This window comes from Kitasatospora sp. NPDC093102, from assembly GCF_040683915.1.
Taxonomy (GTDB): Bacteria; Actinomycetota; Actinomycetes; order Streptomycetales; family Streptomycetaceae; genus Kitasatospora.
The window spans coordinates 1-25,231 of sequence record NZ_JBFBFA010000066.1; the positions used below are offsets into that span (position 1 = coordinate 1).

Annotated in this window: 21 protein-coding genes; 13 read left to right on the forward strand and 8 right to left on the reverse strand. The window is 73.2% G+C overall.

Annotated features, from left to right (window positions below; translation table 11 throughout):
• Nucleotides 1-827 precede the first annotated feature (827 nt).
• From AB0O11_RS36605 to AB0O11_RS36625, 5 genes are all read left to right on the forward strand, one after another.
• Nucleotides 828-1,994: a Rieske 2Fe-2S domain-containing protein gene (locus AB0O11_RS36605; RefSeq protein ID WP_363396067.1), complete on the forward strand. Its 1,167-nt coding sequence runs from the start codon at nt 828-830 to the stop codon at nt 1,992-1,994.
• A 348-nt stretch (nt 1,995-2,342) separates the two neighbouring features.
• Complete coding sequence (locus AB0O11_RS36610) at nt 2,343-3,161, forward strand: AfsR/SARP family transcriptional regulator (protein WP_363396070.1); 819 nt, start codon at nt 2,343-2,345, stop codon at nt 3,159-3,161.
• Between the two features lie 59 nt (nt 3,162-3,220).
• Nucleotides 3,221-4,009 (forward strand): SDR family NAD(P)-dependent oxidoreductase, encoded by a 789-nt coding sequence (locus AB0O11_RS36615; protein WP_363396073.1) that lies wholly within the window; start codon nt 3,221-3,223, stop codon nt 4,007-4,009.
• A gap of 62 nt (nt 4,010-4,071) precedes the next feature.
• Nucleotides 4,072-6,384: a condensation domain-containing protein gene (locus tag AB0O11_RS36620; RefSeq protein ID WP_363396076.1), complete on the forward strand. Its 2,313-nt coding sequence runs from the start codon at nt 4,072-4,074 to the stop codon at nt 6,382-6,384.
• Nucleotides 6,385-6,412: 28 nt separating this feature from the next.
• Nucleotides 6,413-6,910, forward strand: a complete 498-nt coding sequence (locus AB0O11_RS36625) for an SRPBCC family protein (protein ID WP_363396079.1) — start codon at nt 6,413-6,415, stop codon at nt 6,908-6,910.
• A 106-nt stretch (nt 6,911-7,016) separates the two neighbouring features.
• On the opposite strand, the gene AB0O11_RS36630 is transcribed toward AB0O11_RS36625, so the two are convergent.
• From AB0O11_RS36630 to AB0O11_RS36640, 3 genes are all read right to left on the reverse strand, one after another.
• Complete coding sequence (locus tag AB0O11_RS36630; protein ID WP_363396082.1) at nt 7,017-7,436, reverse strand: hypothetical protein; 420 nt, start codon at nt 7,434-7,436, stop codon at nt 7,017-7,019.
• A gap of 103 nt (nt 7,437-7,539) precedes the next feature.
• Nucleotides 7,540-8,427: a hypothetical protein gene (locus AB0O11_RS36635; protein ID WP_363396085.1), complete on the reverse strand. Its 888-nt coding sequence runs from the start codon at nt 8,425-8,427 to the stop codon at nt 7,540-7,542.
• A 129-nt stretch (nt 8,428-8,556) separates the two neighbouring features.
• Nucleotides 8,557-9,498, reverse strand: a complete 942-nt coding sequence (locus tag AB0O11_RS36640; protein WP_363396088.1) for a TIGR01777 family oxidoreductase — start codon at nt 9,496-9,498, stop codon at nt 8,557-8,559.
• Between the two features lie 281 nt (nt 9,499-9,779).
• Here AB0O11_RS36640 and AB0O11_RS36645 point away from each other — a divergent pair, with 281 nt between their 5' ends.
• The 7 genes from AB0O11_RS36645 to AB0O11_RS36675 all read left to right on the forward strand — a co-directional run bounded on the left by AB0O11_RS36645 (nt 9,780) and on the right by AB0O11_RS36675 (nt 19,974).
• Complete coding sequence (locus tag AB0O11_RS36645; RefSeq protein WP_363396091.1) at nt 9,780-10,631, forward strand: class I SAM-dependent methyltransferase; 852 nt, start codon at nt 9,780-9,782, stop codon at nt 10,629-10,631.
• 1,119 nt (nt 10,632-11,750) lie between these two features.
• Nucleotides 11,751-12,800, forward strand: coding sequence for a substrate-binding domain-containing protein (locus AB0O11_RS36650; protein ID WP_363396094.1), 1,050 nt, complete (start codon nt 11,751-11,753; stop codon nt 12,798-12,800).
• Nucleotides 12,801-12,939: 139 nt separating this feature from the next.
• A complete protein-coding gene (locus AB0O11_RS36655; protein WP_363396097.1) occupies nt 12,940-14,514 on the forward strand; it encodes a sugar ABC transporter ATP-binding protein in 1,575 nt (524 codons plus the stop codon).
• Nucleotides 14,515-14,587: 73 nt separating this feature from the next.
• A complete protein-coding gene (locus AB0O11_RS36660; protein ID WP_363396100.1) occupies nt 14,588-15,628 on the forward strand; it encodes an ABC transporter permease in 1,041 nt (346 codons plus the stop codon).
• Between the two features lie 84 nt (nt 15,629-15,712).
• Nucleotides 15,713-16,189, forward strand: coding sequence for an RICIN domain-containing protein (locus tag AB0O11_RS36665; protein WP_363396103.1), 477 nt, complete (start codon nt 15,713-15,715; stop codon nt 16,187-16,189).
• A 460-nt stretch (nt 16,190-16,649) separates the two neighbouring features.
• On the forward strand, nt 16,650-18,701 hold the full coding sequence (locus AB0O11_RS36670) for an NPCBM/NEW2 domain-containing protein (protein WP_363396106.1): 2,052 nt from the start codon (nt 16,650-16,652) through the stop codon (nt 18,699-18,701).
• Nucleotides 18,702-19,182: 481 nt separating this feature from the next.
• Complete coding sequence (locus AB0O11_RS36675) at nt 19,183-19,974, forward strand: DeoR/GlpR family DNA-binding transcription regulator (RefSeq protein WP_363396124.1); 792 nt, start codon at nt 19,183-19,185, stop codon at nt 19,972-19,974.
• 87 nt (nt 19,975-20,061) lie between these two features.
• On the opposite strand, the gene AB0O11_RS36680 is transcribed toward AB0O11_RS36675, so the two are convergent.
• Genes AB0O11_RS36680 through AB0O11_RS36695 form a run of 4 tightly spaced genes read right to left on the reverse strand, consistent with a single transcriptional unit; the run spans nt 20,062 to nt 23,655 of the window.
• A complete protein-coding gene (locus tag AB0O11_RS36680; protein ID WP_363396109.1) occupies nt 20,062-20,943 on the reverse strand; it encodes a class II fructose-bisphosphate aldolase in 882 nt (293 codons plus the stop codon).
• Nucleotides 20,934-21,875, reverse strand: a complete 942-nt coding sequence (locus tag AB0O11_RS36685) for a 1-phosphofructokinase family hexose kinase (protein ID WP_363396112.1) — start codon at nt 21,873-21,875, stop codon at nt 20,934-20,936. The genes AB0O11_RS36680 and AB0O11_RS36685 overlap by 10 nt, the downstream gene beginning before the upstream one ends.
• Nucleotides 21,872-22,786: an ROK family protein gene (locus AB0O11_RS36690; RefSeq protein WP_363396115.1), complete on the reverse strand. Its 915-nt coding sequence runs from the start codon at nt 22,784-22,786 to the stop codon at nt 21,872-21,874. The genes AB0O11_RS36685 and AB0O11_RS36690 overlap by 4 nt, the downstream gene beginning before the upstream one ends.
• Nucleotides 22,783-23,655, reverse strand: coding sequence for a sugar isomerase (locus AB0O11_RS36695; protein ID WP_363396118.1), 873 nt, complete (start codon nt 23,653-23,655; stop codon nt 22,783-22,785). The genes AB0O11_RS36690 and AB0O11_RS36695 overlap by 4 nt, the downstream gene beginning before the upstream one ends.
• A 210-nt stretch (nt 23,656-23,865) precedes the next feature.
• On the opposite strand from AB0O11_RS36695, the gene AB0O11_RS36700 reads away from it, so the two are divergent.
• Nucleotides 23,866-24,651 carry a DeoR/GlpR family DNA-binding transcription regulator gene (locus AB0O11_RS36700; RefSeq protein ID WP_363396127.1) on the forward strand — a complete coding sequence of 262 codons (786 nt, stop codon included), beginning with the start codon at nt 23,866-23,868 and terminating at the stop codon, nt 24,649-24,651.
• 90 nt (nt 24,652-24,741) lie between these two features.
• Here the strand turns inward: AB0O11_RS36700 and AB0O11_RS36705 are convergent, their stop codons facing one another.
• Nucleotides 24,742-25,068, reverse strand: a complete 327-nt coding sequence (locus tag AB0O11_RS36705; RefSeq protein ID WP_363396121.1) for a hypothetical protein — start codon at nt 25,066-25,068, stop codon at nt 24,742-24,744.
• Nucleotides 25,069-25,231 lie beyond the last annotated feature (163 nt).

Consider the following 25,231-nt stretch of genomic DNA (forward strand, 5'->3'; position numbering starts at 1 on the left):
AGCCGGTCCGCCACCCGACGACCCGTCTTCCCCGTCCCACCGACCACCAGCACGACACCGGACTCGACCGCGAGATCCACCACACCAGCCATCACGAACACCCTCATTCCAAGACTCGAAGGAATCACCGGAGACCGATCCGTCGAAGGCGCCGGTTGCGCCCGATCGGTTCGTCGTCGTGGCACCATTCAAATCCCCCCTGGCCGGACGATCCATAGCCGCCGCTCTCAGTTCCATGCGCGAGCGTCTACGTCACCGACCAGCGGCGCTCCGCCCGCCGATGGCCGTCGAGCCGCCCGCGACCAGGGCTCCCCGGTACCCACCACAACACACCCCACCCCCGCTCGAAAGCCCTTTCCAGCGCCTCTCGACCCCTCCTCGACCGCGCGCGGGAATCGTCGCGAATTTCATCCGGGAAGGGCCGGGGAGGGGCATGCACTGAGTGGTCGTCGACGAATATCCACCTTTTCGGGAGCCCCGAATCCCTCGCCGCTGCCGACCGTCCCACGGTGCGGACCCGAAGGGACTCCACCCGGTCCGGACGATCCGGGCCCGCTCCGGATGCGGCCCGCCGCCCCGTGCGGCCCCGGCACGGCCGCCGGAGCCCTGCCGAGGTGCTCGAATGCGCCCGCGCCACAGGGTCGGGCGGGTGACTGGAAGGCGTCGAACCCATAGAAAGAGCAGTCTGACTGATCATCAGACTTGCTATGAGTTAGGGAGATTGTCCGTGCAAGCACTCCCGATCCATGGCTAGCATCGGAAATCCATTCTGTTCGAGCGCTAATCGCCTGGGAGGGGCGGCGCCGGGCAGACCGACAGGAGACTTCATGCGCGTGTCCAAGCACGTCCACCCCGTCAGCAGCCGCCCGACCGCGGCCGACGTCGCCCTGCCACCGGCGCTGCCCTATCCCGACGGCTGGTCCGCGCTCGCCTTCTCCGCCGAGCTCAAGCCCGGCACCGTCCTCACCCGCCGGCTCGCGGGCGAGGACGTCGTGCTGTACCGGCTGCGCAACGGCCGCCTTCGCGCGATCCGCCCGTACTGCCCTCACCTGGGCGCCCACCTCGGCCTGGCCACGGTCGAGGGCAACGACCTGGTCTGCCCCTTCCACCGGTTCGCCTTCGACGCCGAGGGCCGCTGCGTGCGCACCGGGTACGGCACCCCGCCGCCCAAGGCCGCGCTGACGCCGCTGCCGGTGCGCGAGGTGAACGAGGCGGTCTTCGTCTGGCGCCACCACGACGGCCGGGAGCCGGACTGGGAGATTCCCGCCTGGCACCGGCTCGGCGGCGGGCGCCAGCCGCTGCGGTACGCCTCCTTCGAGATGCCCGGCTACGCCCAGGACGTCATGGAGAACTCCTTCGACCTGGGTCACTTCGTCACCCTGCACGGCTGGCCGCAGGGCGAGTTGGTGGCGCCGGTCGAGTTCGACGGCACCGGCTTCCACATCTCGATGCTGGTCCGGGAGACCTTTCCGCTGCTCGGGATGCGCGAGGTCCACGTCGACGTGGACGGGTACGGCCTCACCGCCCTGCACACCGACGTGCACACGCCCTCGCTCGGCCTGGAGATCTGCTCGCTGGTCATGGCCACCCAGGTCGCCCCCGGCCGGATGCAGTTGCGGCAGGCGAGCCGCTTCGTCATGTCGGAGCCGTCCGGGCTGCCGCCGGCCGTCACCCGGACGGTCAGCCGGGCGGTCACCAGGCTGCTGGCGGGCCCGATGTTCAAGCGCAACCTGGCGTTCACCTCGGCGGACTTCCCGATCTGGTCCACCAAGCGGTACACGTCCCCGCCCCGGCTCGCGCCCGGCGACGGGCCGATCGGCGCGATGCGGCACTGGGCCCGGCAGTTCTACCCGCCGGACCACCAGGCGCACCTGCCGGGGCCGGCCGCGCTCGCCGACCGGAACGGCCCGGACGCACCCGGCGGCGACGCCGCGGGCCACACCCGAGCGGAGGCCTCCGGCAAGGCACCCAGTGGGGCCGCCACCCGACGCTGAGCCGATTCCGACGGCAGCCTGCACCTGCTGGTCGGCGGCTTCTCCGGCGACCTGCGGAAGAAACAGCCCCCGGTTCCGCGCGCGGCGGGGCGGCCCTCACTCCCGGCGGGCCGCCCCGCCGCTTCCGTCTGCCCGGAAGCCCTCACCAGAGTGCCCGGAACCCCGCTCGACGGGCACTTGAGGAATCCGGACCCCTTCCCTCGCCGCCACTAGGGTGCGACGCATCCACCCCACCATCCCCGTGATTCGAACACACTTCCGCCCCGGCAGGGTTGCCGTCCCCACGGCGCACCGCTCCCGCCCACCGGGACCACGAGCCCCCGTCCCCCGTACGAGAGGAGAACCGCCATGCACCTCAGGGTCCTCGGCCCCCTGACCGCCGACCTCAACGGCATCTCCGTCGCCCCCACCGCCGCCAAGCAGCGCCAGATCCTCGCCCTCCTCGCGCTCTACCCGAACCGGATCCTGCCCACGGCCACCCTGATCGAGGAGATCTGGGGCGACGACCCGCCCAGACAGGCGCTCACCACGATGCAGACGTACATCCTGCAACTGCGCCGCCGGATCACCCAGGCCCTCGGGCCGACCCCGCACACCACCGCCAAGGACATCCTCACCACCCGGCACGGCGGCTACCAGCTCACCACCCATCCGGACAACCTGGACGTCCACACCTACAACCTGCTGACCACCCAGGGCCAGCACGCCTTCAACCACGGCCAGGACCACCAGGCCGCCACCCACTTCCGCCAGGCCCTGGCGCTCTGGCACGGCCCCGCCCTGGTCGACGTCCGGCCCGGGCCGATCCTCACCATCGAGATCATGCGCCTGGAGGAGAGCCGGCTGATCACCCTGGAGCGCCGCATCGACACCGACCTGCGGCTCGGCCGGCACAACGAGCTGATCCCCGAGCTCACCCACCTCACCCACCAGCACCCGCACCACGAGGGCCTGCACGCCCAGGCCATGGTCGCGCTCTACCGGGCCGGCCGGCAGACCAGCGCCCTGACGACCTACCACCACCTGCGGCACCGGCTGACCACCGAGCTCGGCATCCAGCCCTCCCCACACCTCCAGCACCTCCAACACGCGATCCTCACCCTGGACCCCACCCTCAACACGCCCACCACGGCCCACCCGACCACCTACAACCTGTACTCGGCCTGAGCCCCGTCCGGACGGCCGTCCCCGCCGACCTCTCCCAGCCCTCACCCACAGGACGCGTCATGACCACCGCACCCGAGAAACCCCTCGCCCTGATCACCGGCGGTACCCGCGGCATCGGCCTCGCCATCGCCCGCGAGCTCGGCGGCCGCGGCCACCGTGTCTTCATCTGCGCCCGCACCGCCCGGGACATCGACCAGGCCCTCGCCACCCTGCGCGACGAGGGCCACCAGGCCGACGGCCTCACCTGCGACGTCCGCGACCCCGGCCAGGTCGGCGAACTGATCCGGCACGCGGTGGCCGAGTACGGCCCGATCACCGTCCTGGTCAACAACGCCGGACGCACCGGCGGCGGCCCGACCGCCACCACCACCGACGACCTCTGGTACGACGTCATCGACACCAACCTCAACGCGGTCTTCCTCGTCACCCGGGAGACCCTCCGGCACGGCTACATCACCAGCACCACCCACCCGCGGATCATCAACATCGCGTCCACCGCCGGGAAGCAGGCCGTCACCCTGGGCGCCCCGTACACCGCGAGCAAGCACGCCGTGATCGGCTTCACCCGGGCACTGGCCAAGGAGCTGGCGCCGACCGGCACCACCGTCAACGCCATCTGCCCCGGGTACGTCCAGACCCCGCACACCGCCAGGATCCACCACGAGTACGCGACCGCCTACAACACCACCCCCGAGACGATCCACCAGCACTTCCAGACGCACATCCCGCTCGGCCGCTACACCACGCCCGAGGAGGTCGCCTCGCTGGCCGGCTACCTCACCAGCCCGACCGCGGCCAGCATCACCGCCCAGGCACTGAACGTCTGCGGCGGGCTCGCCACCCAGTAACCCCGGCGCGATCCTGGCCGGCCCACGGGAAGGATGAGGGCTCCGGTGCCCGCTGATCAGCAATGACGAACCGTCAGTTCTCCAGCGCACCCGTCACCTTGCTGGTGGCCGGCGCCCCCGCGCCCGAGCCCTGCCTGCCCGCCGCCCGTCCGCCCGGACCGCTGGACGCCGGGGCGGTGCGCGCCGCGCTGGCCGGCACCTCGGCCCGGCCCCGGCGGGCCGCCGAACGGCCCGGCCGGGTACCGGAGTTCGTCCTGGTCGAGTTGCACCGGGCGTACCAGCCGGAGACGCTGCGCGCCGCGCTGCGGACCGTCGTCCCCGAGGCCGCCGGCCGCCTCCCGGCGGACCTGCTCTGGCAGCGGACGGTGGACGGCCCGGACGGGCTCGACCGGGTGCTGATGGAGCTGGGGCGCAGCCTGGCCGCCGGTCCCCGGCTGCGGGCGGTGCTGGTCGAGGACGGGCGTGACGGCACCCCGGACGGCGGGCGGGACGGCGGGCGGCGGTTGTTCGTCGGTGTCGCCCCCGGCCCGCTCGCCCGCGCCGTCGGAGTGCTGGAGGAGCTGCGCGAGGCGCTCGCACACCCGCCGACGCCGGTCACCGTGCCGACCAGCGCGCTCCAGCGGGAGCTGCTGAGCCAGGTGATCGGGACGGCCGAACCCGGCGGGCGGCACGTCGAGCAGCTGTCCTGGAACTGGCACGGGCCGCTGGACACCGAGCGCTTCACCGCGGCCTGGCAGTCCGTCTTCGACCACGAGACGGTGCTGCGTGCGGCCTTCGACTGGGACGAGGACGGCACCGACGACCCCTGGATGGTGCTGCACGAGCACGCCGCCCCCGAGGTGACCCGGCACCGGCACGGCGTCTCCGACTGGGAGGACCTGCTCGCCGCCGACCGCCGGCGCGGCTTCGACCTGCGCCGCCCCGCCCTGCTGCGCACCACCCTCGTCGACGCCCCGCCTGACGCCGAGGAGGGGCCCGGCACCCGGGTCCTGCTCACCTACCACCACGCGATGCTGGACGGCTGGAGCGTGCGGCTGCTGCTCCAGTCCTTCTACCGCGCCTACCTGACCGGCGGTGTGCTGCCCGGCGGCGAGCGCCGCCCCGACCTGCGCGACCACGCCCGCTGGCTGGCCGGCCGCAGCACGGACGCGGCGCGGCAGTTCTGGTCCACCCGGCCCGCCGCCACCGCCGTCCTGCCGCTCGCCCCCGACCCGCGCCGACGCGGCAGCGGCCGGGCCCGGCGCCGGCTCACCCCGTACGAGGCGGTCCGGCTGCGCGGCTGGGCGGCCGCCTGGGGCGCGGGCGAGAGCAGCGCGCTCCAGGCGGCCTGGGCGCTGCTGCTGTACCGCGCCGAGCAGACGGACCGGCCCCGCCGCCCGGCCCGGGCGGTGCGGGTCGGCTTCGCGGTGACGGTCTCCGGCCGCGGCATCCCGCTGGACGGCGTCGACCGGCTTCCCGGCGCCCTGCGCAACCCGCTGCCGATCTCCGTGCGGGTGCAGCCCAGCACCACCGTGCCCCAGCTGCTCGCGGCGCTGCGCGACGGGGTGCTCGACCTCTCCGCGTACGAGTGGGTCGCGCCCGGCCAGGCCCACCGCTGGACCCCCGGCACGCGCGGGCAGCGGCCGAACAGCCTGGTCGTGCTGGAGCACCAGCCCGCCGCGGCGCACCACCTGCGGCTGGAGACCGACCTGGCCGCGCACGGCATCCACGTGGAGAGCCCGGTCCCGGCCGGCACCCTCACCTCGTACCCGATCACGCTCGCCGCTCACTACGACGCCTCCGGCGGGCTGGTCCTCACCACCACCCACGACCGCGCCCTGCTCGCCGACCGGGACGCCGCCGAACTGCTCAACCAGAGCGCCCACCTGCTGCGCTGCTTCCCGGACCTGCCGAGCGGGCTCGGCACCACCGAGGTGCTGCGCTCCACCCTGGCCGGGCAGCCGGCGCCCCGGCTGGGCGAGCACGCGGGCACCGACGCCGACGGTGCGGAGCCGGCCGCCCCGGCGGTGCGGCTGGACGTACTGCGCCGGGCCGCCCGCCCCGGCGCGGGCTGGGTCCTGCTGCTGCCCCCGCCCGGCGCCCCGCACACCCGCTACCCCGGCGCCGCCCGCGGCTGGCCCGGCCCGCAGGCCCTCGGCGTGCTGCGCCCTGCCGGGGACGACCCGACCCCGGCCGCGTACCGTGCGGCCCTCGGCCCGCTGGTGGAGTCCCGCACGCCGATCGCCCTGGTCGCCCCGCCGGGGCTCGGGGTCACCGCGTGCGAGATCGCCCGGCTGGGTGCGCCGGCGCACCCACCGCTGGTCGTGCTGCTCGACGAGGAGGTCGACGTGACGGCGGTGGCGGACCTGCTGGGAGGCCTGCCACGGCGCCGCTGAGGCCTTCGCCATGGCTAGAGTGGCCGCCGTGGCCCGTTTCGTCCTGATCCGCCGTACGCCGCTGCCGCCCGCCGAGTGCTGGGAGCGGCTGACGGTCTGGCCCCGGCACGGGGACCGGGTGCCCTTCACCCGGGTCTGCGTGGTCCGGGGCACCGGCCGGGAGTCGGGCGACGTCCTCCTGGCCCGGACGACCCTCGGCCCGCTCCGCTTCGACGACCCGATGGAGATCGCCGAGCTGGTCGCCCCCGGCCCCGGCCGGGACGGGCGGTGCCGGCTCGTCAAGCGAGGCGATCCGGTGCACGGCTGGGCCGAGCTGCAGGTCCGGGCGGTGGGCGGCGGCAGTGCGGCGGTCTGGACGGAGGAGCTGACGGTGACCGGCCTGCCCCGGCTGCTCGATCCTGCCCTCGCCCGGGCGGGGCGGCTGGTCTTCGGCCGGGTGCTGGATCACCTGCTGGGTCCGTGGGCAGCCGCGGCCCCACGCTGCCGGCGGACTTCCCCGCCGGCCACCGGGGCCGAGCCGGGATGACCACCCGCGCGGAGAGGCGGCGGGTGCACCGGCGAAAGGGGCGGGCCGGCTGTGCGCCGGCCCCTGCACCAGGGCCGGCGCCCTGCACGGCTCGCCCCCGGTCCGGTCAGCCGTCATCCCGGTCGCCGTAGCGCCGCTGCCACTCCCGGGCACGGGCGTTGTGCCACTCCACACCGTCCGCCGCCTGCCGCTCGGAGAGGCCGCTCAGTCGGGCGACGACGCTCAACGGCACGGGCTCGTCACACCTGGCGAGGGTCCGGCAGACCTTGGCGGCCCACTGTTCCTCGGGGACGAAGGGGCGGTGACGGTAGTCCTCGATCAGGGTGGCCAGGTGGTCCACGGAACAGGCCAGGACGACCCGCTTGCCGTCCAGAGCGGGCTCGGTGGAGTGCAGGGCGGAGGAGTCCGGCACCACGGCGCCGAGCAGGTCGGCACTGGCGACGGCCCGTCCGCAGTGGTCGCACAGGTCGAGGGCTTGCGCGTCGTCGCCGGCAGGATCGCCTGTCGGGGGTCCGATGTCCTCCATGGCGCGCGCCTACCCCACGAGGCCGGTGCCAACCGGGGCACCGCGGGCCGCTGTCCTTCACCGGGGCACGGCGGCCCGGTTCGGGGAGGCCGGATTCCGCGGGTCAGCGGCCCGCCCGGCGGCCGCGCCGTGGGTCGGCGGAGGCCCGGGACCAGTCCAGGTACTGCTGGCGTACGTACGCACGGGCGTCGTCGGCGGTCGCGGCGGCGACGCCGTCGTGCTCGGTCAGGCGGCCGGCCGAGATGCGCGCCCGCCCCTCATGCCCGGGGCCCGGGTCACCGCCGGCCAGCGCGATCCGATCGCCGAGCGCGGCGCTGCGCAGCAGGTACTCGCGCCGTTTGCGGGGCGGGCTCTTGGCGGTGATCCCGCAGCCCTCCAGGTGCCTCTCCTCCTCCTCGATGCCCGGGGCGTCCGCGTACGCCTGTTCCGACGTGGGCACCGGTCCGGCCGGCACGCTGCGCACCGGCCGGCGCGGCATCCGCGGCAGCCCGTGGACGTGGAGCACGGCGTTGGCGAACTCCGGCCGGTCGACGGGCAGGTCGTGCCGGCCGAACAGGGCGAACAGCTCGGCCAGGGCGAGGGGTTCGACGCCGCGCGGCAGGTCGTCGTCGGTGACGTCGAACTGGCCGAGCCGCGGGCCCCAGAACCGGCCCGGCGGGTCCGCGAGACGCAGCCGCAGGGTCACCCGGCGGACGCTGGTCTCGACCTCCTCGTCGAACTCCATGGCCAGGCCGCGGATCTCCGGCCAGGCGTAGCGGCGCGGGACCAACAGCCGAACCAGGGTGAGGCCGTCCTCCTCCTCCCGCAGCCAGGAGGTGTGCGGCATCCCGACGGCCACCGCACCGGCGATCAGCACGCCGATCAGGGTGGCCGTTCCCGGGCTGGTGGCGCCGGATCCGCCCAGCGCGATCAACGTCACCACAGCCAGCACGCAGCCGACCCCGATGTTGCTTCCCCACTGCCGCATGTACGACAGCCGTACCGTCCGCATCCCGCCCCCTGATCGCCCAAGCGTGTGACTCCACGCTCCCGGGGAGCGCCCGGCGCGGGCAAGCGCCGACGGGGAGCTGTGACGACGCCGTGACGAACCTGGCGCACGGCGCCCCGGGAAGCCTCGGCACTACCGTCCGCGCAGCAGCCGGACGAGGTTACGGGCGGCCTCCGGCCAGCTCGGGTAGTCGAAGGCGAAGCCCGCGTCGAGCAGGCGGGTCGGGACGACGCGGCGGCTCTTCAGCAGCAGTTCGGTGTCGGAGCGCAGCGCGAAGGCGCCCAGCTCGGCCATCCAGCGGGTGGCGGGCAGGGCCAACGGCATGCCCCAGGCGGTCCGCAGCTCGCGCATGAACTCGCGCTGGGGCAGCGGGTTCGGGGCGGCGAGGTTGACCGGTCCGGTGAGGTCCTCCCGGGCGATCAGGAACTCGACGGCGCGGACGAAGTCCCGCTCGTGGATCCAGGAGACGTACTGGGCGCCGCCCGCGACGGGGCCGCCGGCACCGAGCCGGGCCAGCCAGGAGAGCGCGTCGAGGGAGCCGCCGCGCTCGGGGCCGAGGACGGCGGCGGTGCGCAGCGCGACCCGGCGGGTGTGCGGGGTGTCGGCCTCCGCCTGGGTGCGTTCCCAGGCCTGGGCGACGTCGATGCTGTGCCGCCAGGCGGGCGGGGCATCGGGCTCGCTGCCGCCGATCAGGCCGTCCCGTTCGTCGTTGGCGGCGTCGTGGCGGTGGGCGTAGACGGTGGCGGTGCTCATCTGGAGCCAGGACGCGGGCGGCCGGCGGGCGGCCGCGATGGCCTCGCCGACCACGCGGGTCGAGTGCACCCGCGAGTCCATCATCTCCTGCCGGTTCGCCTCGGTGTAGCGGCAGTTGATGCTGCGCCCGGCGAGGTTGAGCACGACGTCGGCGCCGTCGATCTCCGTCGCCCAGGCCCCGAGGGTCCGTGCGTCCCAGCCGATCTGCCGGGGCCCGGCGGGCCGGCGGCTCAGGACGACGACCTGGTGTCCGGCGGCGGTCAGGCTCCGGTCGAGCAGCGTTCCGAGCGCACCCGATCCACCGGGAATGACGACCTTCATGGGTTCCCCCTCATGCCTCGGTTCCTCGGACAGCAGCCTAGCCCAGATTTCTGAACACGTTCAATTCAGCCGCCCGATCCACTGCGCCGGCACCCGCGCAGCGGATCCGGCCCCCGGTCGGCAGAAGTGGACCTTGTGCCCGCGCAGGCCGGTACCTATGGTCCTGATGTATCGATTCGATACATCAGGCCGATAGCTCACGCCGTCCGGGTCAGGTCGACCCCGGTCGGCCACCCACGTGCCGCGCCCCTGGGACGGCACGCCGATCAGAAGGAGCTGCGATGACGGGGACCGACCACAGCACGGAGCACCACCAGGACCACACGCACGGGAGCGCCCTCACCGGACAGGAGTCGATGCAGGCCGAACGCCGGCTGCACGGCTCGTCGTTCGGCCGGGCCGCGGTCGCCTACGCCGAGCACCGCCCGGACTACGCGCCGGACGCGGTGCGCTGGGCCCTGGAAACCGCGCCCGGCCCGCGGGTACTCGACCTCGGCGCCGGGACGGGCAAGCTCACCGCCACGCTGATCGCGCTGGGCCACGACGTCGCCGCGGTCGAGCCCGACCGGGCGATGCTGGCCGAACTGCGCGCCTCGCTGCCGGCCGTCCGCGCACTTCCGGGCAGCGCCGAGGCGATTCCGCTGCCGGACGGCTCCGTCGACGCCGTGGTGTCCGGCAACGCCATGCACTGGTTCGACATGGACGTCGCGGGGCCGGAGATCGCCAGGGTCCTCGCACCCGGCGGCGTCCTGGCCGGACTGTGGAACGTCTTCGACGACCGGGTCGACTGGGTGGCCGGGCTCGCCCGGGTCACCGGCCCAGCCGCCATCGGGCCGCGCGACGTGCCCGGCAGCTGGCGCACCGAGACGGCCCGGATGCACCTCCCCACGTCGGGCGGGGACGCCCGGTTCGACTCGGTGGAACAGGCGGAGTTCCCGCACGGCCAGCGGCGGACCGCCGACTCCCTGGTCGCGACCCTCGCGACCAAGGCGGGCGTCCTGGTCATGCCGGAGCAGCGGCGGGAGTCCCTGATGGGCGAGACCCGCGCCTATCTCGCCGGCCGACCGGAGACCGGCGGCGGCGAGTTCACCCTCCCGATGCTGACCAGCGTGCTGCGCGCCCGGCGGATCTGAGAACGGCCGACCGCCCGACGGCGGTCGTGGGCGACGTATCACCGCAGGGTCCGCCGGCGGCGATGCGAAGCCCTCCGGCGCCCCGGTCGCGGGCCGGTTCGGCCGACGGGTGTCCGGGGCGAGCGCCGGACGGTAGCGGTCCGGGTCCGCGGCGTCGAGCACCTCTGCGACGAGTCGGAAGGTCCTGTGCGCGCTCGGCCCGGTCGCCCGGGCGTAGCCCGGCCTGGTCGTCGCCGGCGCCCGCGGTGCGCCGGGTGGGCCGGCGCACCATGGGGCCGTCACTCCGCCGGGGTGGTGTCCCGGGCGCCGTGGCCGCCGATCAGGTGAACAGGCGGCCGCACACCTCGTACGGCCCGGCCTGGACCGGCCCACCCCGCCACCGCCTGGACCGACCGGATCGCTCGCCAACTGCACCGCACGTGGGACGCCTTCCGCGCGCAGCTGCTCGGCGAGCGACAGCCGGAGCGCTCCGGCGACGCACGGGCGGACCGCCGTCCGCCTCCCATAACCGCTCGACCGACGCACCTGTCCCCCGGGTGGCGGGTGCCGCTCGGGGGCCGGGCAGACTGCGTCGGATCGGGTCCGGAGCGTCAGGCGGCTACGGCAGCGTCCATCGCTGGTTGGCACCGCCGTTGCAGTCCCAGATCTCCAGCGGAGTGCCGTCGGCGGTGGCCGCGGCGGGGTCGTCGAGGCAAGGGATGCTGACGGCCCATGGGCGTCTCCGGGGTGGGCAGGGGTGGGGGCGGGGACTGGGTTCCTCCGGATCCCGACACCCACAGGATGACAGGCACATGCCGCAATGCCGGATGACGGGCAGAGCGTAGACCCGACTTCCAACACCAATCAACAACTTGCGCAAGATTCGAAGCAATAAGCCACATCCGCACGACAAACAGCCGACAGCGCCTGCACACTTGCCACTCGATCCTCCAACTCACGCCTGAAAACAGAAGACTGACGCTCAATAAACAAGACTGTCTCAAGGGAATCCGATCGGATCGTCGGGTTGACGCCGATCCGAACACGGCGTTTCCTTTGCAGGCACCGCGTTTGATTGCGATGGTTCCTGATCGGTTTCGTTTCCCGGCCGATCAGTCCCCCACCTTCAGGAGCCCCACCATGCACCTGTCCCTCCGTGGCCGCCTGGTCTCGCTCACCGCGCTGAGCCTGGTCACCTCCCTCGGTCTGACGGCCTGCTCCACCGGGCAGACGTCCTCGAACAACGCGGACGCGCCCGTCGCGCCGGTGTCCGGCAAGGTCTCGATCACCTATCTGCAGAAGCAGGGTGACCAGCAGTACTTCGTGGACGAGGCCGCGGGCGCCAAGGCCAAGGCGGCCGAGCTGGGCGCGGACCTGAAGGTCGTGAACCTCGGCAACGACGCCAACAAGACGGTCGGCGAGGTGCAGGCCGCAATCGCCCAGAAGAGCAACGGCCTGATCATCGTGGTGCCGGACCCGGCGGTCGGCCCGCAGGTGGTCCAGACGGCCCGGGACGCCAAGGCCGCGCTGCTCACCTCCGACGACCAGGTCTGCGCCAGCGGCCCCTCGCCCGCCCAGTGCGCCGCGGGCGACCTGGTGCCCCGGATCGGCTTCTCCGGCCAGCAGATGGGTCAGCAGGTCGGCCGGCGCGCCGCCGAGGAGTTCAAGAAGGCCGGCTGGAACGCCACGGACACCCGGATCATCTCCGCCTGGAAGCAGGACGTCACCGTCTGCGGCGACCGGGTCAAGGCCGCCAAGGACGCCTTCGACCAAGCCGTGCCGGGCGTGCAGACCATCGACGTCGCCACCGACAACACCCCGACCGGCGCGCAGGACAAGGTGGCCGCCACCATCACCGCCAACCCCGGCGTCAAGCACTGGGTGGCCTGGGGCTGCAACGACGAGAACGTCCAGGGCGCCGTCACCGCCCTGCAGAACTCCGGGATCAGCCCGGACGACATCGACGGCGTCGGCCTCGGCGCCTACCTGGCCTGCAAGGACTGGGCCTCCGGCAAGCCCTCCGGCATGAAGGCCGCCCTGTTCATCAACGGCAAGGACGTCGGCGCCCTGTCGGTACAGACCATGTACGACAAGCTCAAGAACGGCAAGGACTTCCCCAAGGAGGCCTTCGCCCCCACCAAGATGGTCGACGCCGCCACGTGGCAGTCCGCGGGCGTTTCCTGCAGCTGACGCCGCGCCTGACGCCGTGTCGAGCCGGCGGTGCTACAGGCCCTCACCGGCCCGCCGCGCCGGCACCGCCGCACTCGCCGCACCCGCTGCACCGCCGCCCCCCGAAGACCGTCCGTGCCGCACTGCCAACGAGGCCCCGATGACCCCACCCGAACCCTCGCCCCTCCCGCCACCGGGCAACTTCGCCGGCCTGAGCGCCGACGGGGTGTCCAAGCACTTCGGCGCCGTCCAGGCGCTGGCGGACGTCACCCTCACCTTCCCGCCCGGGCAGGTCACCGCCCTGCTGGGCGAGAACGGGGCCGGCAAGTCCACCCTGCTGCGCATCCTCACCGGCGACCACCGCCCCATCGAGGGACGCGTCCTGCTGGACGGCCGAGCCCTCGACCTGCACTCCCCGCAGGACGCCCGCCGCGCCGGGATCCGGATCATCCCGCAGGAACCCGAGATCATCCCGCACGTCCCGGTCGCCGAGAACGTCTACGCCGGCGCGCTGCCCCGCACCGGGCTGCGCCGCCTGGACCGCGCCGAACTGCGCCGCCGGATCACCGCCGACCTGCGGCGCCTCGGCTTCGACAAGGTCCTCGACCCCGACCTGCTCGGCTCCGAACTCACGGCAGCCCAGCGCCAGTTGGTCGAGATCATGCGAGCCCTGACCGGCGCCGTACCGCCGCGCGCGATCGCCTTCGACGAGCCCACCTCCTCGCTCTCCGAGCACGAGGTCGAGGCCCTGTTCGCGCTGATCGGACGGCTGCGCGACGAGGGCATCGCGGTCATCTACGTCTCCCACCGGATGAAGGAGATCTTCCGACTCGCCGACCGCATCGCGGTCCTGCGCGACGGCCGGGTCGCCGGGGTGGTCCAGGCCGCCGCCACCGACGAGAGCGAGCTCGTACGGCTCATGGTCGGCCGCGACCTGTCCTCGCTGTTCGTCCGCCAGCAGGTCGCCACCGACCGCGTCGTCCTGGACGTCAACGGCGTCACCACCGACGACGTGCGCGACATCAGCCTGAAGGTCCGGGCCGGCGAGGTCGTCGCCCTGGCCGGCCTGATCGGCGCCGGACGCTCCGAACTCGCCCTCGCCCTGGCCGGCGACGCCCCGATCCGCTCCGGCACGGTGGCCCTGGGCGGCGAGGTCCTGCGTCTGAGGAACCCCCGCGCCGCCATCGCCGCCGGCATCGGGCTGGCGCCCGAAGAGCGCAAGGCCCAGGCGCTGTTCCTCCGGCGCACGATCCGCGACAACACCTCGCTGGTCAGCCTGCGCCGGCTCAGCCGCTGGCGGTTCGTGAAACACCGCCAGGAGAGGGCCCTCGCCCAGGAGTACGCCGACCGGCTGCGCGTGCGCGCCCCCTCCATCGAGGCGGAGGTCCGCACCCTCTCCGGCGGCAACCAACAGAAGGTCGTCCTCGCCCGCTGGCTCGCCCGCAGGCCCGACCTGCTGATCCTCGACGAACCCACCCGGGGCGTCGACATCGGCGCCAAGGCCGAGATCTACCAGATCATCGCCGACCTCGCCCGCGAGGGCACCGCCGTCCTGGTCATCTCCTCCGAACTGCCCGAAGTCCTCGGCCTCGCCGACCGGGTCGTGGTGATGCAGAACGGCCGCATCACCGGCGAACTCACCCGCGACCAGGCGACGGAAGAGGCCATCCTCGCCCTCGCCATGGCCGACGACCTCGCCACCGCCGCCCCCGCCCAGACCGGAGAGACCCCATGAACGAGCGCAGCGAGCGAATCACCGAAAGGCGCGCGTGGGCGAACGTCCCTGCCGGGCGCAGCGAGGTGGGCGCATGAGCACCGCCACTCCCCCGACCACCCCGGCGCCGGACGCCGCGGCCCCGCCCGTCCGGTCCGGCGGCCCGCGCGCCCTGCTCTCCGCGGTCGGCGGTCAGAACCTGAGCCTGATCGGCGCCCTGGTCGCCGTCGTCGCCCTGTTCGGCTGGCTCAACCCGAACTTCGTCGGCTGGGACAACATCCAGGTCATCGCCGAGGCCGCCACCATCTCCGGCCTGCTGGCCGTCGTCCAGACCGTCGTCATCATCTGCGGCGGCCTCGACATCTCGGTCGGCTCCCAGGCCGGCCTGGCCTCCGTCACCAGCGCCATGGTCTTCACCTCCACTGGCGCCAACCCCTACCTCGGCATCGGCGCCGCGCTCGCCATCGGCGCCGGCATCGGCCTGTTCAACGGCGTCGTCATCGTCTACGGCCGGGTCAACCCGACCATCGCCACCCTCGCCGGTCTGGCCGCCTACAAGGGCGTCGCCCAGCTCGTCTCGGACGGCCGCGCCCAGGGCTACGTGCTGGGCGACCCGGTCTTCGTCTTCCTCAGCCGCGGCAGGATCGCCGGCCTGCCCACCATGGTCTGGCTGCTGATCCTCACCGCCGTCGCCGTGCACGCCCTGCTCACCTACACCGACATCGGCCGCAACATCTACGCGATCGGCGGCAACGACACCGCCGCCCGCCTGGCCGGCATCAACCTCAACAAGTACCTGATCGCCGCCTACGCCTTCTCCGGCACCGTCGCGGCCCTCGCCGGAGTCCTCCTCACCGCCCGCACCGGCAGCGGCCAGCCGGTCTCCGGCAGCGAGGGCCTGGAGCTCCAGTCGATCACCGCCGCCGCCCTCGGCGGCTGCGCCCTCAAGGGCGGCAAGGGCGGCATCGGCGGCACCCTGCTCGCCGTCGCGCTGCTCGGCGCACTGCAGAACGGCCTCACCGTCCAGGGCATCAACGCCTTCTGGCAGAACGTCGCCCAGGGCACCCTGCTGGTCGCCGCCGTCGTCATCCAGCAGCGCCGCAACCGCGAGCGCGCGGTCGGCCTGCCCGCCTGACGCGGGCCCCCGGGCACGAAACGGGGGACTGCCGGTGCCGCGAGTGCACCGGCGGTGCCCGCTTCCTCTGTCGTGTGAATCTGTTTGATTTCGTTCGATAACACGGCGCGTGCTCGGCACATCCAAAGGACCAAACTGTTTGCGCCGACATCTCGCAGTCCTCCGGCCGCCGGGGCGCTCCGTGCGTCTGCGCGCCCATGCAGCGGCGCCGCCGACCAGCGGTGGTCGCTGCGGCCGAGCAGCCCCGGCCACGTCAACGTGGTGGCCTGCCACAGCGGCACGTGCCTGGCCGTACCGGGCGGGTCGACGACGGCGGAGGCTCCCTTCGGTCCTGCCGGTGCCATCGGGGTTCATGACGGACATGACGGTGCCGTCGAAGTAGGCGATCCGGGTGCCATCCGGGGACCACACCGGGTTGGAGTCCGGCTCGGTGTTGCTGGGGATGTCGGCCGGGATACCGGAGCTGAAGAAGTCGATGGCGAGGCAGCGCCGCGTGCTGCGCGCAGGCCGTCCCCACTGGGGCCAGAGGGTCTCAACTGGGGCTTCACCGTTACCAGTTGACCGTCGTTCAGCCGGCCAACGGTCCGAAGGGCCGGCTCTCCTCCCTGCCGGCAACCAAGGACGACGTCGACGGACCGTCACTCGGAGCCACCCATGCGCCCCGTGTTTGATTGCGACTGGGCATGGGGTTTCGAGTCGACTATGGGCAGTTCCTTGCGTCCAAGTTCTTGACACCCGCCCGAGCGGCAGGCTTTCCTGTGACCCGAGCGTTTGATTGCGGTTGCTTCTGATTGATTGTGTTGATAACCGCTCCATCGAGCGGCAACTGCCTGACGCCGCCAGAAGCTGTTCGACCGGCGGCACTTCGCTCCACCCCGTGCCCCGGGCAACCCCGACACCTCCTGTCTCGTCAAAGTGGAGCTCCCCCATGCCCTTTGCCGTCCCACACAGGCTTCGACGATCCCTGACCGCGGCAACAACCGCGCTCACTCTCCTCGTCGGCGGAGGAGCGCTCACCGTCATGGCCACCGTCGGTCTCGACGTCGCCGCCGCGCCCCCGGCAGCCGCGGCGGAGAACACCTTGGCCCGCACCCCGCAGATGGGCTTCAACAACTGGAACTCCACCCACTGCCGGGCCGAGTTCAACGAGTCGATGGTCAAGGGCATCGCGGACATCTTCGTCTCGCAGGGTCTCAAGGACGCCGGCTACACCTACGTCAACCTGGACGACTGCTGGGCGCTGCCGACCCGCGACGCCTCCGGCGACCTGGTGCCCGATCCGGTGCGCTTCCCGAACGGCATCAAGGCGGTCGCGGACTACGTCCACTCCAAGGGCCTGAAGTTCGGCCTGTACTCCAGTGCCGGCACCTCGACCTGCGACGTCCCGGGCTTCCCCGGCGGCCTCGGCCACGAACAGCAGGACGCGAACCAGTGGGCCTCCTGGGGCGTCGACTACCTCAAGTACGACAATTGCAACAACCTGGGCCTGGACGCCAAACAGCGCTACACGGCAATGGGTGAGGCCCTGAAGGCCACCGGCCGCCCGATCCTGTTCAGCATCTGCGAGTGGGGCACGAACCAGCCCTGGACCTGGGCCGAGCCGCTTGGCAACTCCTGGCGGACCACGGGCGACATCTCCGACTCCTGGGACAGCATGATCGGCATCGCGCACGTCAACCAGGCGCTGGCGCCGTACGCCGGGCCCGGGCACTGGAACGACCCGGACATGCTGGAGGTCGGCAACGGCGGGATGACCGACACCGAGTACCGCACCCACTTCAGCCTCTGGTCGGAGATGGCCGCCCCCCTGCTGATCGGCAGCGACCTGCGCACCGCGAGCCCGGCCACCCTCGCGATCCTGAAGAACACCGACGTCATCGCCGTCGACCAGGATCCGCTCGGCGCCCAGGGAAGCGTCATCGCCGGCTCCGACGGCCTGGTCGTCATGAGCAAGCCGCTGGCCGACGGAAGCCGTGCGATCACGCTGACCAACGAGAGCACCAGCCCGCAGACCATCAGCACCACCGCGGCAGCCGCCGGCATCGGCGGCGCGACCTCGTACACCGTCAAGGACCTGTGGTCGAAGAAGACCACCACCTCCCACGGTGTGATCAGCGCCTCGGTGCCCTCCCACGGCACCGTGATGTACCGGGTCACTCCGAAGAGCCCGGCCCCGATGCCCACCGGGCTCCTCCAACTCGGCGACCTGGCCTGGACCTCGGCCACCAACGGCTCGGGCCCGGTCGAGCGCGACCACAGCAACGGTGGGGCAGCGGCCGGCGACGGACACACCCTCACCATCGGCGGCACCACCTACGCCAAGGGCCTCGGCGTCAACGCCACCTCCGACGTCCGGTACCACCTCGGCGGCACCTGCCGGAACCTCTCCGTCGACGTCGGAGTCGACGACGAGGCGGGCAGCAACGGCTCGGTGGTCTTCCGGGTCTACCGCGACCGGACCCTGGTCGCCGACAGCGGCGTCCGCCGCGGCACCGACGGCCCGCTGCACTTGAACGCCGACCTGACCGGCGGCCACGACCTGCGCCTGCTGGTCACCGACGCCGGCGACGGCACGGCGGCCGACCACGCCGACTGGGCAGAGCCCCGCATCGCCTGCGGCAAGGGCCCGAGCGCCGGCACCCACGCCCTCAGCGACCTCGCCTGGTCCACCGCCACCAACGGTTGGGGCCCGGTCGAGCGCGACCAGAGCAACGGTGAGACGGCCGCCGGCGACGGCCACACCCTCACCATCGGCGCCACCACCTACGCCAAGGGCCTCGGCGTGCACGCCGCCTCCGCCGTCACGTACTACCTCGGCGGCACCTGCACCGGCCTGAGCACCGACGTGGGCGTCGACGCCGAGTCGGGAACCCGTGGCTCCGTGGTGTTCCGGATCCTCGCCGACGGCGTCAAGGTCGCCGACAGCGGAACACTGACCGGCGCGAACGCGGCCGTGCACCTCACCGCCCCGCTCACCGGCGCCAACGAGCTCACCCTCCAGGTCACCGACGCCGGCGACGGCAACAGCTCCGACCACGCCGACTGGGCGACTCCCACCCTCACCTGCGCATGAGCCGACCCTCCCCCAGGTGTCTCCGCCGGCCGGCCCAGGAACCGACCGCCTCCTGAGCAAGCCGGGCTCCGACCCCCGGGCGGGTAGCACACCATGACGGGCCGTCGTCGTCCCCCGAGGGGCGGCGGCGGCCCGTCGCACTTCCCCGGCACCGGGAACGAGATCGTCGTACTGGAATTGCAGCCGTCCACCGCGCCCGCACGGTGGAGCTCCGCGAGCAGCCGGACCTCGGCCCGACCGAGGAGTAGCCGGAACCTCGACGAGGGGCCCGGTGGCCCGTGGAACACTCCACGGGCCACCCGGCCCTCTCGTCGTGCGCCCGGGCCCCGCGCTCGGCCCGACCGGCCACCGGGATGAAGTCGCGTGCCAGGGTCCGGTGATAATAGTCCCGGCCGACCCGGCCGTGTTCCTGGTCGCCGACGAGACCGCTCCGACCCCGCGTGCCCGGCCGACCGGAAGGACATCCGTGGCTGACCAGACCATGTTCGCCGCCCAGCGCCGCGCGCTGATACTCGACGAGATCCGCCGCACCGGCGCCGTCCGCGTCGCCGACCTGGTCACCCGGTTCGGCGTCTCCGACATGACGATCCGCCGCGACCTGGACGCGCTCACCCACCACGGCACCGTGCAGAAGGTCCACGGCGGAGCGGTCGCCACGGGAACCGCCAGCAGCTTCGAGCCCGGCTTCGACGTCAAATCCGGGCTGGAGGAGAGCACCAAGGCCACACTGGCCGACGCTGCCGCACAGCTCGTGGAACCGGGCACCGTGGTCGCGCTGTCCGCCGGCACCACCACCTACGCCGTCGCCTCCCGGCTGCTGAACATCCCCCGACTGACCGTCGTCACCAACTCCCTGCGGATCGCCGACCTGCTCTGGGCAGCGGAGAGCGACGGAACGGAGACCGTCCCGTCGCTGCTGTTGACCGGAGGGGCACCGACCCGCTCCGCGGCCCTGGTGGGAGCCCTCGCGGACCAGACGATCCGCACCCTCCACGTGGACCTGCTCATCCTCGGTGTGCACGGCGTCAGCGAGCAGGCCGGACTCACCACGCCCAACCTCGCCGAGGCGCAGACCAACCGTGCCCTGATCGCCTCCGCCCGCCGTACCGTCGTGGTCGCCGACCACACCAAGTGGGGCGTCGTCGGCCTGAGCAGCTTCGCGTCCCTGACGGAGGTCGACTGCTTCATCACCGACGACGCCCTCCCGGCGGTGGCCCGCAGCGCGCTCGCCGACGCGGTGGGCGAACTCGTCGTGGTGCCGGCCACCGGCTGACCGGGCGGCTCCGCGCCGCCGCGCTCGACCGGCCGGGACGGGCGGCAGTTGCCGTGTGGCGGCGACGGCCGCTCGCCGGCGGCGGGTTCAGGCCGGCTGTGAGCGGCGGTCGTGGCTCAGGCCGCCGGTGGGGAGCGTTGCCTTGAGCACGCCGAGCAGACGGGCGACCTCGGCGGCGACGGCCGTGCGGGCCGGACCGAGGTAGCGGCGGGTGTCGACCAGCCGCGCGTCGTCGGCCAGGGTCCGGCGGACGGTGGTGGTGAACACCTGGTTGAGGTGAGTGGCGATGTTGACCTTGGTCATGCCGGCATCCACCGCGGCGGTGAGGTCCTTGTCCGCCACTCCGGAGGAACCGTGCAGCACCAGCGGCACCGGGACCGCCTCACGCAGCCGCCCGATGAGCTCGAAGTCGAGTGCCGCATCGCGGGTGAGCATGGCGTGCGAGGTGCCGACGGCCACCGCGAGCGCGTCCACGCCGGTGGCGGCGACGAACGCCGCGGCCTCGGCGGGATCGGTGCGCACGCCGGGTACGTGGACGCCGTCCTTGCCACCCACCTCACCGAGTTCGGCCTCCACCCAGACGCCCGCCGCGTGGCAGTGCTCGACCACCTCGGCGGTGGTGCGCACGTTCTCCTCGTAGGCGAGCACGGAGGCGTCGAACATCACCGAGGTGAAGCCCGACTCCACGGCCTCGTGGACGAGTTCGACGGAGGTGGCGTGGTCCAGGTGGACCGCGACCGGCACCTTGGCGGCGCAGGCGACGGTGAGGGTGGCGGCTCCGATCGGAGCGAGGGCGCCGTGGTAGCGAACGGCGTTCTCGCTGACCTGCAGGATGACCGGAGCACCCGCGGCCTCGGCGCCGGCGACGATCGCCTGGGCGTGTTCGAGCTGGATGACGTTGAACGCGCCGACGCCGCGCGCGGCGGCCACGGCGGCGGTGGCGATCACGCCGGTTCCGGTCAGGGGCATGGCTTGAGCTCCTCGGTTGCGAACGGTCGGACGTCCACCCGGGTCCGCAGGGCCTGGCGGACGGCGGGGTCGAAGTCCCCGGCGAGCGGTGCGGCGACGGCGGCCGCGGACAGTGCCACGGCCTCGGTCAGCCGGTCGGGCCAGGGCTCGCCGGTCACCAGGCCGAGGGTGAGCGCGGCGACCGCGGCATCGCCGGCGCCGGTCGGGTTGCCGGCCAGCCGCTCCGGCGGGCGGGCTTGCCAACCACCCTGCGCGGTGATGGCGATGAGGCCGTCGGCGCCGAGCGAGGCGACCACTGCCGCGGCTCCGGCGGCGTGCAGCGCGCGGGCGGCGGCCACCGGGTCCGCCAGGCCGGTGACGGCGGCGAGTTCGTCCGCGTTCGGCTTGATCAGGGACGGTCCGGCCGGCAGCGCCGCACGCAGCGCCGACCCGTCGGCGTCGAGCACCGCCGGGACGTCGCGCGCGTGCGCGAGCCGGAGCAGGTGGGCGTAGGCGTCTTCGGGGACGCCGCGCGGCAGGCTGCCGGAGAGGACCACCGCCGCGGCGTCCGGCAGAAGTGCGTCGAGGTGGTCCAGGAACCGCGCCCATTCCTCGGCGCCCACCACCGGGCCGGGTTCGAGCAGGATCGTGGTGTCGCCGACGCTCCGTTCGACCACGGCCACCGTCCGCCGGGACTCGCCCGCGATCGTCAGCATGCGGTCGGCCAGTCCGGCAGCGGCCAGTTCGGCGCGGATCGCCCGGCCGGTGAGGCCGCCGGCCAGGCCGGTGACCACGGTCGGGTGGCCGAGGGCGTGCAGGACCCGGGCGACGTTGACGCCCTTGCCACCCGCGCGTTCGGCCACCGTCCGGACGCGGTTGCCGCCGTGCGGACGCAGCCGGTCCAGGTGGTGGGTGATGTCCAGGGCCGCGTTGAGCGTGACGGTCAGGATCACGCCGCCACTCCCGCGCCCAGGAGGTCCTGCGCGAGCAGTCCGGCACCGAAACAGCCTGCCTCGTGGCCGAGTTCGGCGGGTTCGAGCTCCGGCATCGACTGGAAGGTGAGCCGCGCCGCCAAGGCCGCCCGCAGTGGCGCGAAGTACGGCTCGCCCGCCTGGGAGAGGCCGCCGCCGATCACGATCCGCTCGGGGTCGAGCAAGGTGACCGCGCTCGCCAGGCAGTCGGCGAGCGCGTCCACGGCCTCCCGCCAGACGGTGGCGGCCGCGCGGTCCCCGGTCGCGGCGCGCTCGCCGACCTGCTTGGCGGTGATGTCCGGCTCGCCGGTGGCGGTGGCGTAGCGGCGGGCGATGGCGGCGGCCGAGGCGAGGGTCTCCACGCAGCCGTGGGCACCGCAGGCGCAGAGCTCGCCGCCGGGGCGGACCACCAGGTGGCCGAGCTCGCCGGCGCGGGTGTGGCTGCCGGTGAGCGGGCGCCCGTCGACCATCACGGCGGCGGCGATGCCGGTGCCGACCGGGACGAAGAGGAAGTTGCGGCTGCCTCGGCCGACGCCGGCCCTGGCCTCGGCGATGCCGCCGGCCCGCACGTCGTGCCCGAACGCGACCGGGATGCCCAGGTGTTCGGACAGCCGGTGCCGGACGAGCAGAGCGCGCCAGCCGAGGTTGGCGGCCAGCACCGCAGTGCCGGCCGGTTCGTCGACGATGCCGGGCACGGCGATCCCCGCGGCGGCCGGGCGGAAGCGCTCGGCGAGTTCGGCGGCGCAGTCGAGGACGGTCTCCAGCACCGCCTCGGGTCCGCGCCCGGCCCGGGTGAACCAGCGCTCGGTGTGGCACAGGCCGCCGTCCTCGGCCACCGCCGCGCCCTTGATGTAGGTGCCGCCGACGTCGAGGGCGATCGCCGTGCCGCTCACGGCCGAGTCAACACGATGGAGCGGGTGAGGCCCTGCGGCTGGTCGGGGTCCAGGCCGCGGCCCTTGGCCAGCTCGACGGCGAGCCGCTGGGCGCGGATCAGGTCGGCCATCGGGTCCAGCGCGCTCACCGACAGCACGGCGCCGGTCGGCCGGACCTGGTCCACCAGTCCGGCCAGCGGCTCGCCGAAGAACCACACGACGCTGTTCGGGCCTGTGACGCTGATCGGGCCGTGCCGGTACTCCATGGCCGGGTAGGACTCGGTCCACGACCCGGACGCCTCGCGCAGCTTGAGCGCCGCCTCGCTGGCCAGACCGACCGTCCAGCCGGTTCCGAGGAAGGTGAACTGGCTCGCCTCTGCGGCTCGTTCGGGCAGCGGGCCGGCCAGCGCCCGCTCGGCGTGCGCGGTCAGGTCGGCGGGGGTGAGGCCGAGGTGGCCGCGCAGCAGCGCCAGCGCGGTGGTGGCGAAACGGGTCTGCACCACCGACTTCTCGTCGGCGAACTCCAGGTCGATCACGGTGTTCGCGGCCGTGCTGATCGGGGTGGCGAGGTCGCCGGTGAGCGCGACGGTCTGCGTCGTGCCGCAGCGCTCCAGTGCGGCCAGCACCTCGGTCGTGGTGCCCGAGCGGGTGATGGCGACGACGCGGTCGTAGCGGCGGGCGGCAGGGAACTCGGAGGCCGCGAAGGCGTCGGTCTCGCCGAGGCCGGCACCCTCGCGCAGGCCCGCGTACGCCTGCGCGATGTACAGCGAGGTGCCGCAGCCGATCACGGCCACCCGCTCGCCGCGCTCCGGCAGCCCGGCGGGCTCCAGTTCCAGCGCCTTGCGCCAGCACTCCGGCTGGCTGGCGATCTCCCGCTCGACGTGGCTCATCAGGGTTCTCCTCGCTGGGGGCACGGGTGGTGTTCGGGCATCGGTCGGCCCGGAGCACTGCGTCACACTGCAAGTACCTGCTCGAAACTGAGCTATTCATAGCTCAATGCGTCATCTATGAGCAAGAGTGCTGCCGGGAGCACGCGCCGCTCGGCCGGTGGTGACCGACGGATAGGCTCGTGACCGGGACGGCCGAGTTGAGGAGTGATGATGAGCCCGGATGAGCGCTGGTCGCGGCTGCTTGAGATCCTTGGCGACCGGGGCCGGATCGACGTCACGACGGCGGCCGAGCTGCTGGGCGTCTCCGCGGCCACCGTGCGCCGGGACATGGACGAGCTCGCCCGCCAGCAGCTGCTGACCCGAACGCGCGGTGGCGCAGTGCTGAGCGAAGTCGCGTACGACCTGCCCCTTCGTTACAAGACCGCGCGTCAGGCCGGCGAGAAGCAGCGCATCGCGAAGGCCGCCGCCGCGCTCGTCCCGCCCGGCGCGGTGGTCGGACTCAACGGCGGCACCACCACCTCCGAGGTGGCCCGTGAACTCGCCACCCGTACCGATCTGGCCGGCCACGGCAGTCAGACGGCGCTGACCGTGGTCACCAACGCGATCAACATCGCCAACGAGCTGGCGGTGCGCCCGTACGTGAAGACCGTCGTCACCGGCGGCGTGGCCCGGCCCCAGTCCTACGAGCTGATCGGCCCGCTGGCGACCATGATGCTGCAGGCGATCTCGCTGGACTACGCGATCCTCGGAGTCAACGCCGTCGACCCGCAGTTCGGCGCGGCCACCCACGACGAGGGCGAGGCCAGCGCCAACCGGGCGATGGCCGAGCGGGCGGAGCGGGTGATCGTGGTGGCCGATTCCACCAAACTCGGCAAGCGCGCGTTCGCGCAGGTCTGCGACACGAGCGCGATCGATGTGCTCGTCACCGACGCCGACGCTCCGGAGGAGCTGGTGGAACGGTTCGCCGCCCGCGGGGTGGACGTCCACTGCGTGTAGCGCCCGTGTTCGGTGCCGCGCGGCAGGAGTAGCCGCAGGAACACAGGTCAACGGGAGTGCCGGCGGCCGCCGTCGTGGTGCCGCCCGCCGTCAGCGCGCCGTGCGGACGACCGGCGCGCTGCTGCGGCACATCCGGCAGTCGTCGACGGCAACGGTCTTGTGGCCCGGGATGCCAACGGGGCAGACTCTGTTCGCGTCGATGCTCGATATTGAGCGAATATCGATCACACAGCGCATGTTCGCGCAGGTTGAACCATCCCCCGGACCGCGATCGGCTTCCGCCGGATGCTCGACCGGGTCGCTGGCGTGTTCAACCGGCTGCTGCTCGGCCTCGGCCTGCTCGCCCACGCCCAGGCATGGCTCGGCGACGCCGCCCGGCGTTCCCCTTCCCGTTCCCCAGGAGGCCGTGATCACCACGGACCGTACTGCCCTGGCCGGCGCCCGGCTGGTCCTGCCCGGCGGCGTCGTCGAGGGCGACCGCCTCACCGTCGAGGGCGAGCGCATCGCCGGCCTCGGTGGCGACAGCGAGCCCGGCGATCTCGACCTGACCGGGTACACCGTCGTACCCGGCTTCGTCGAC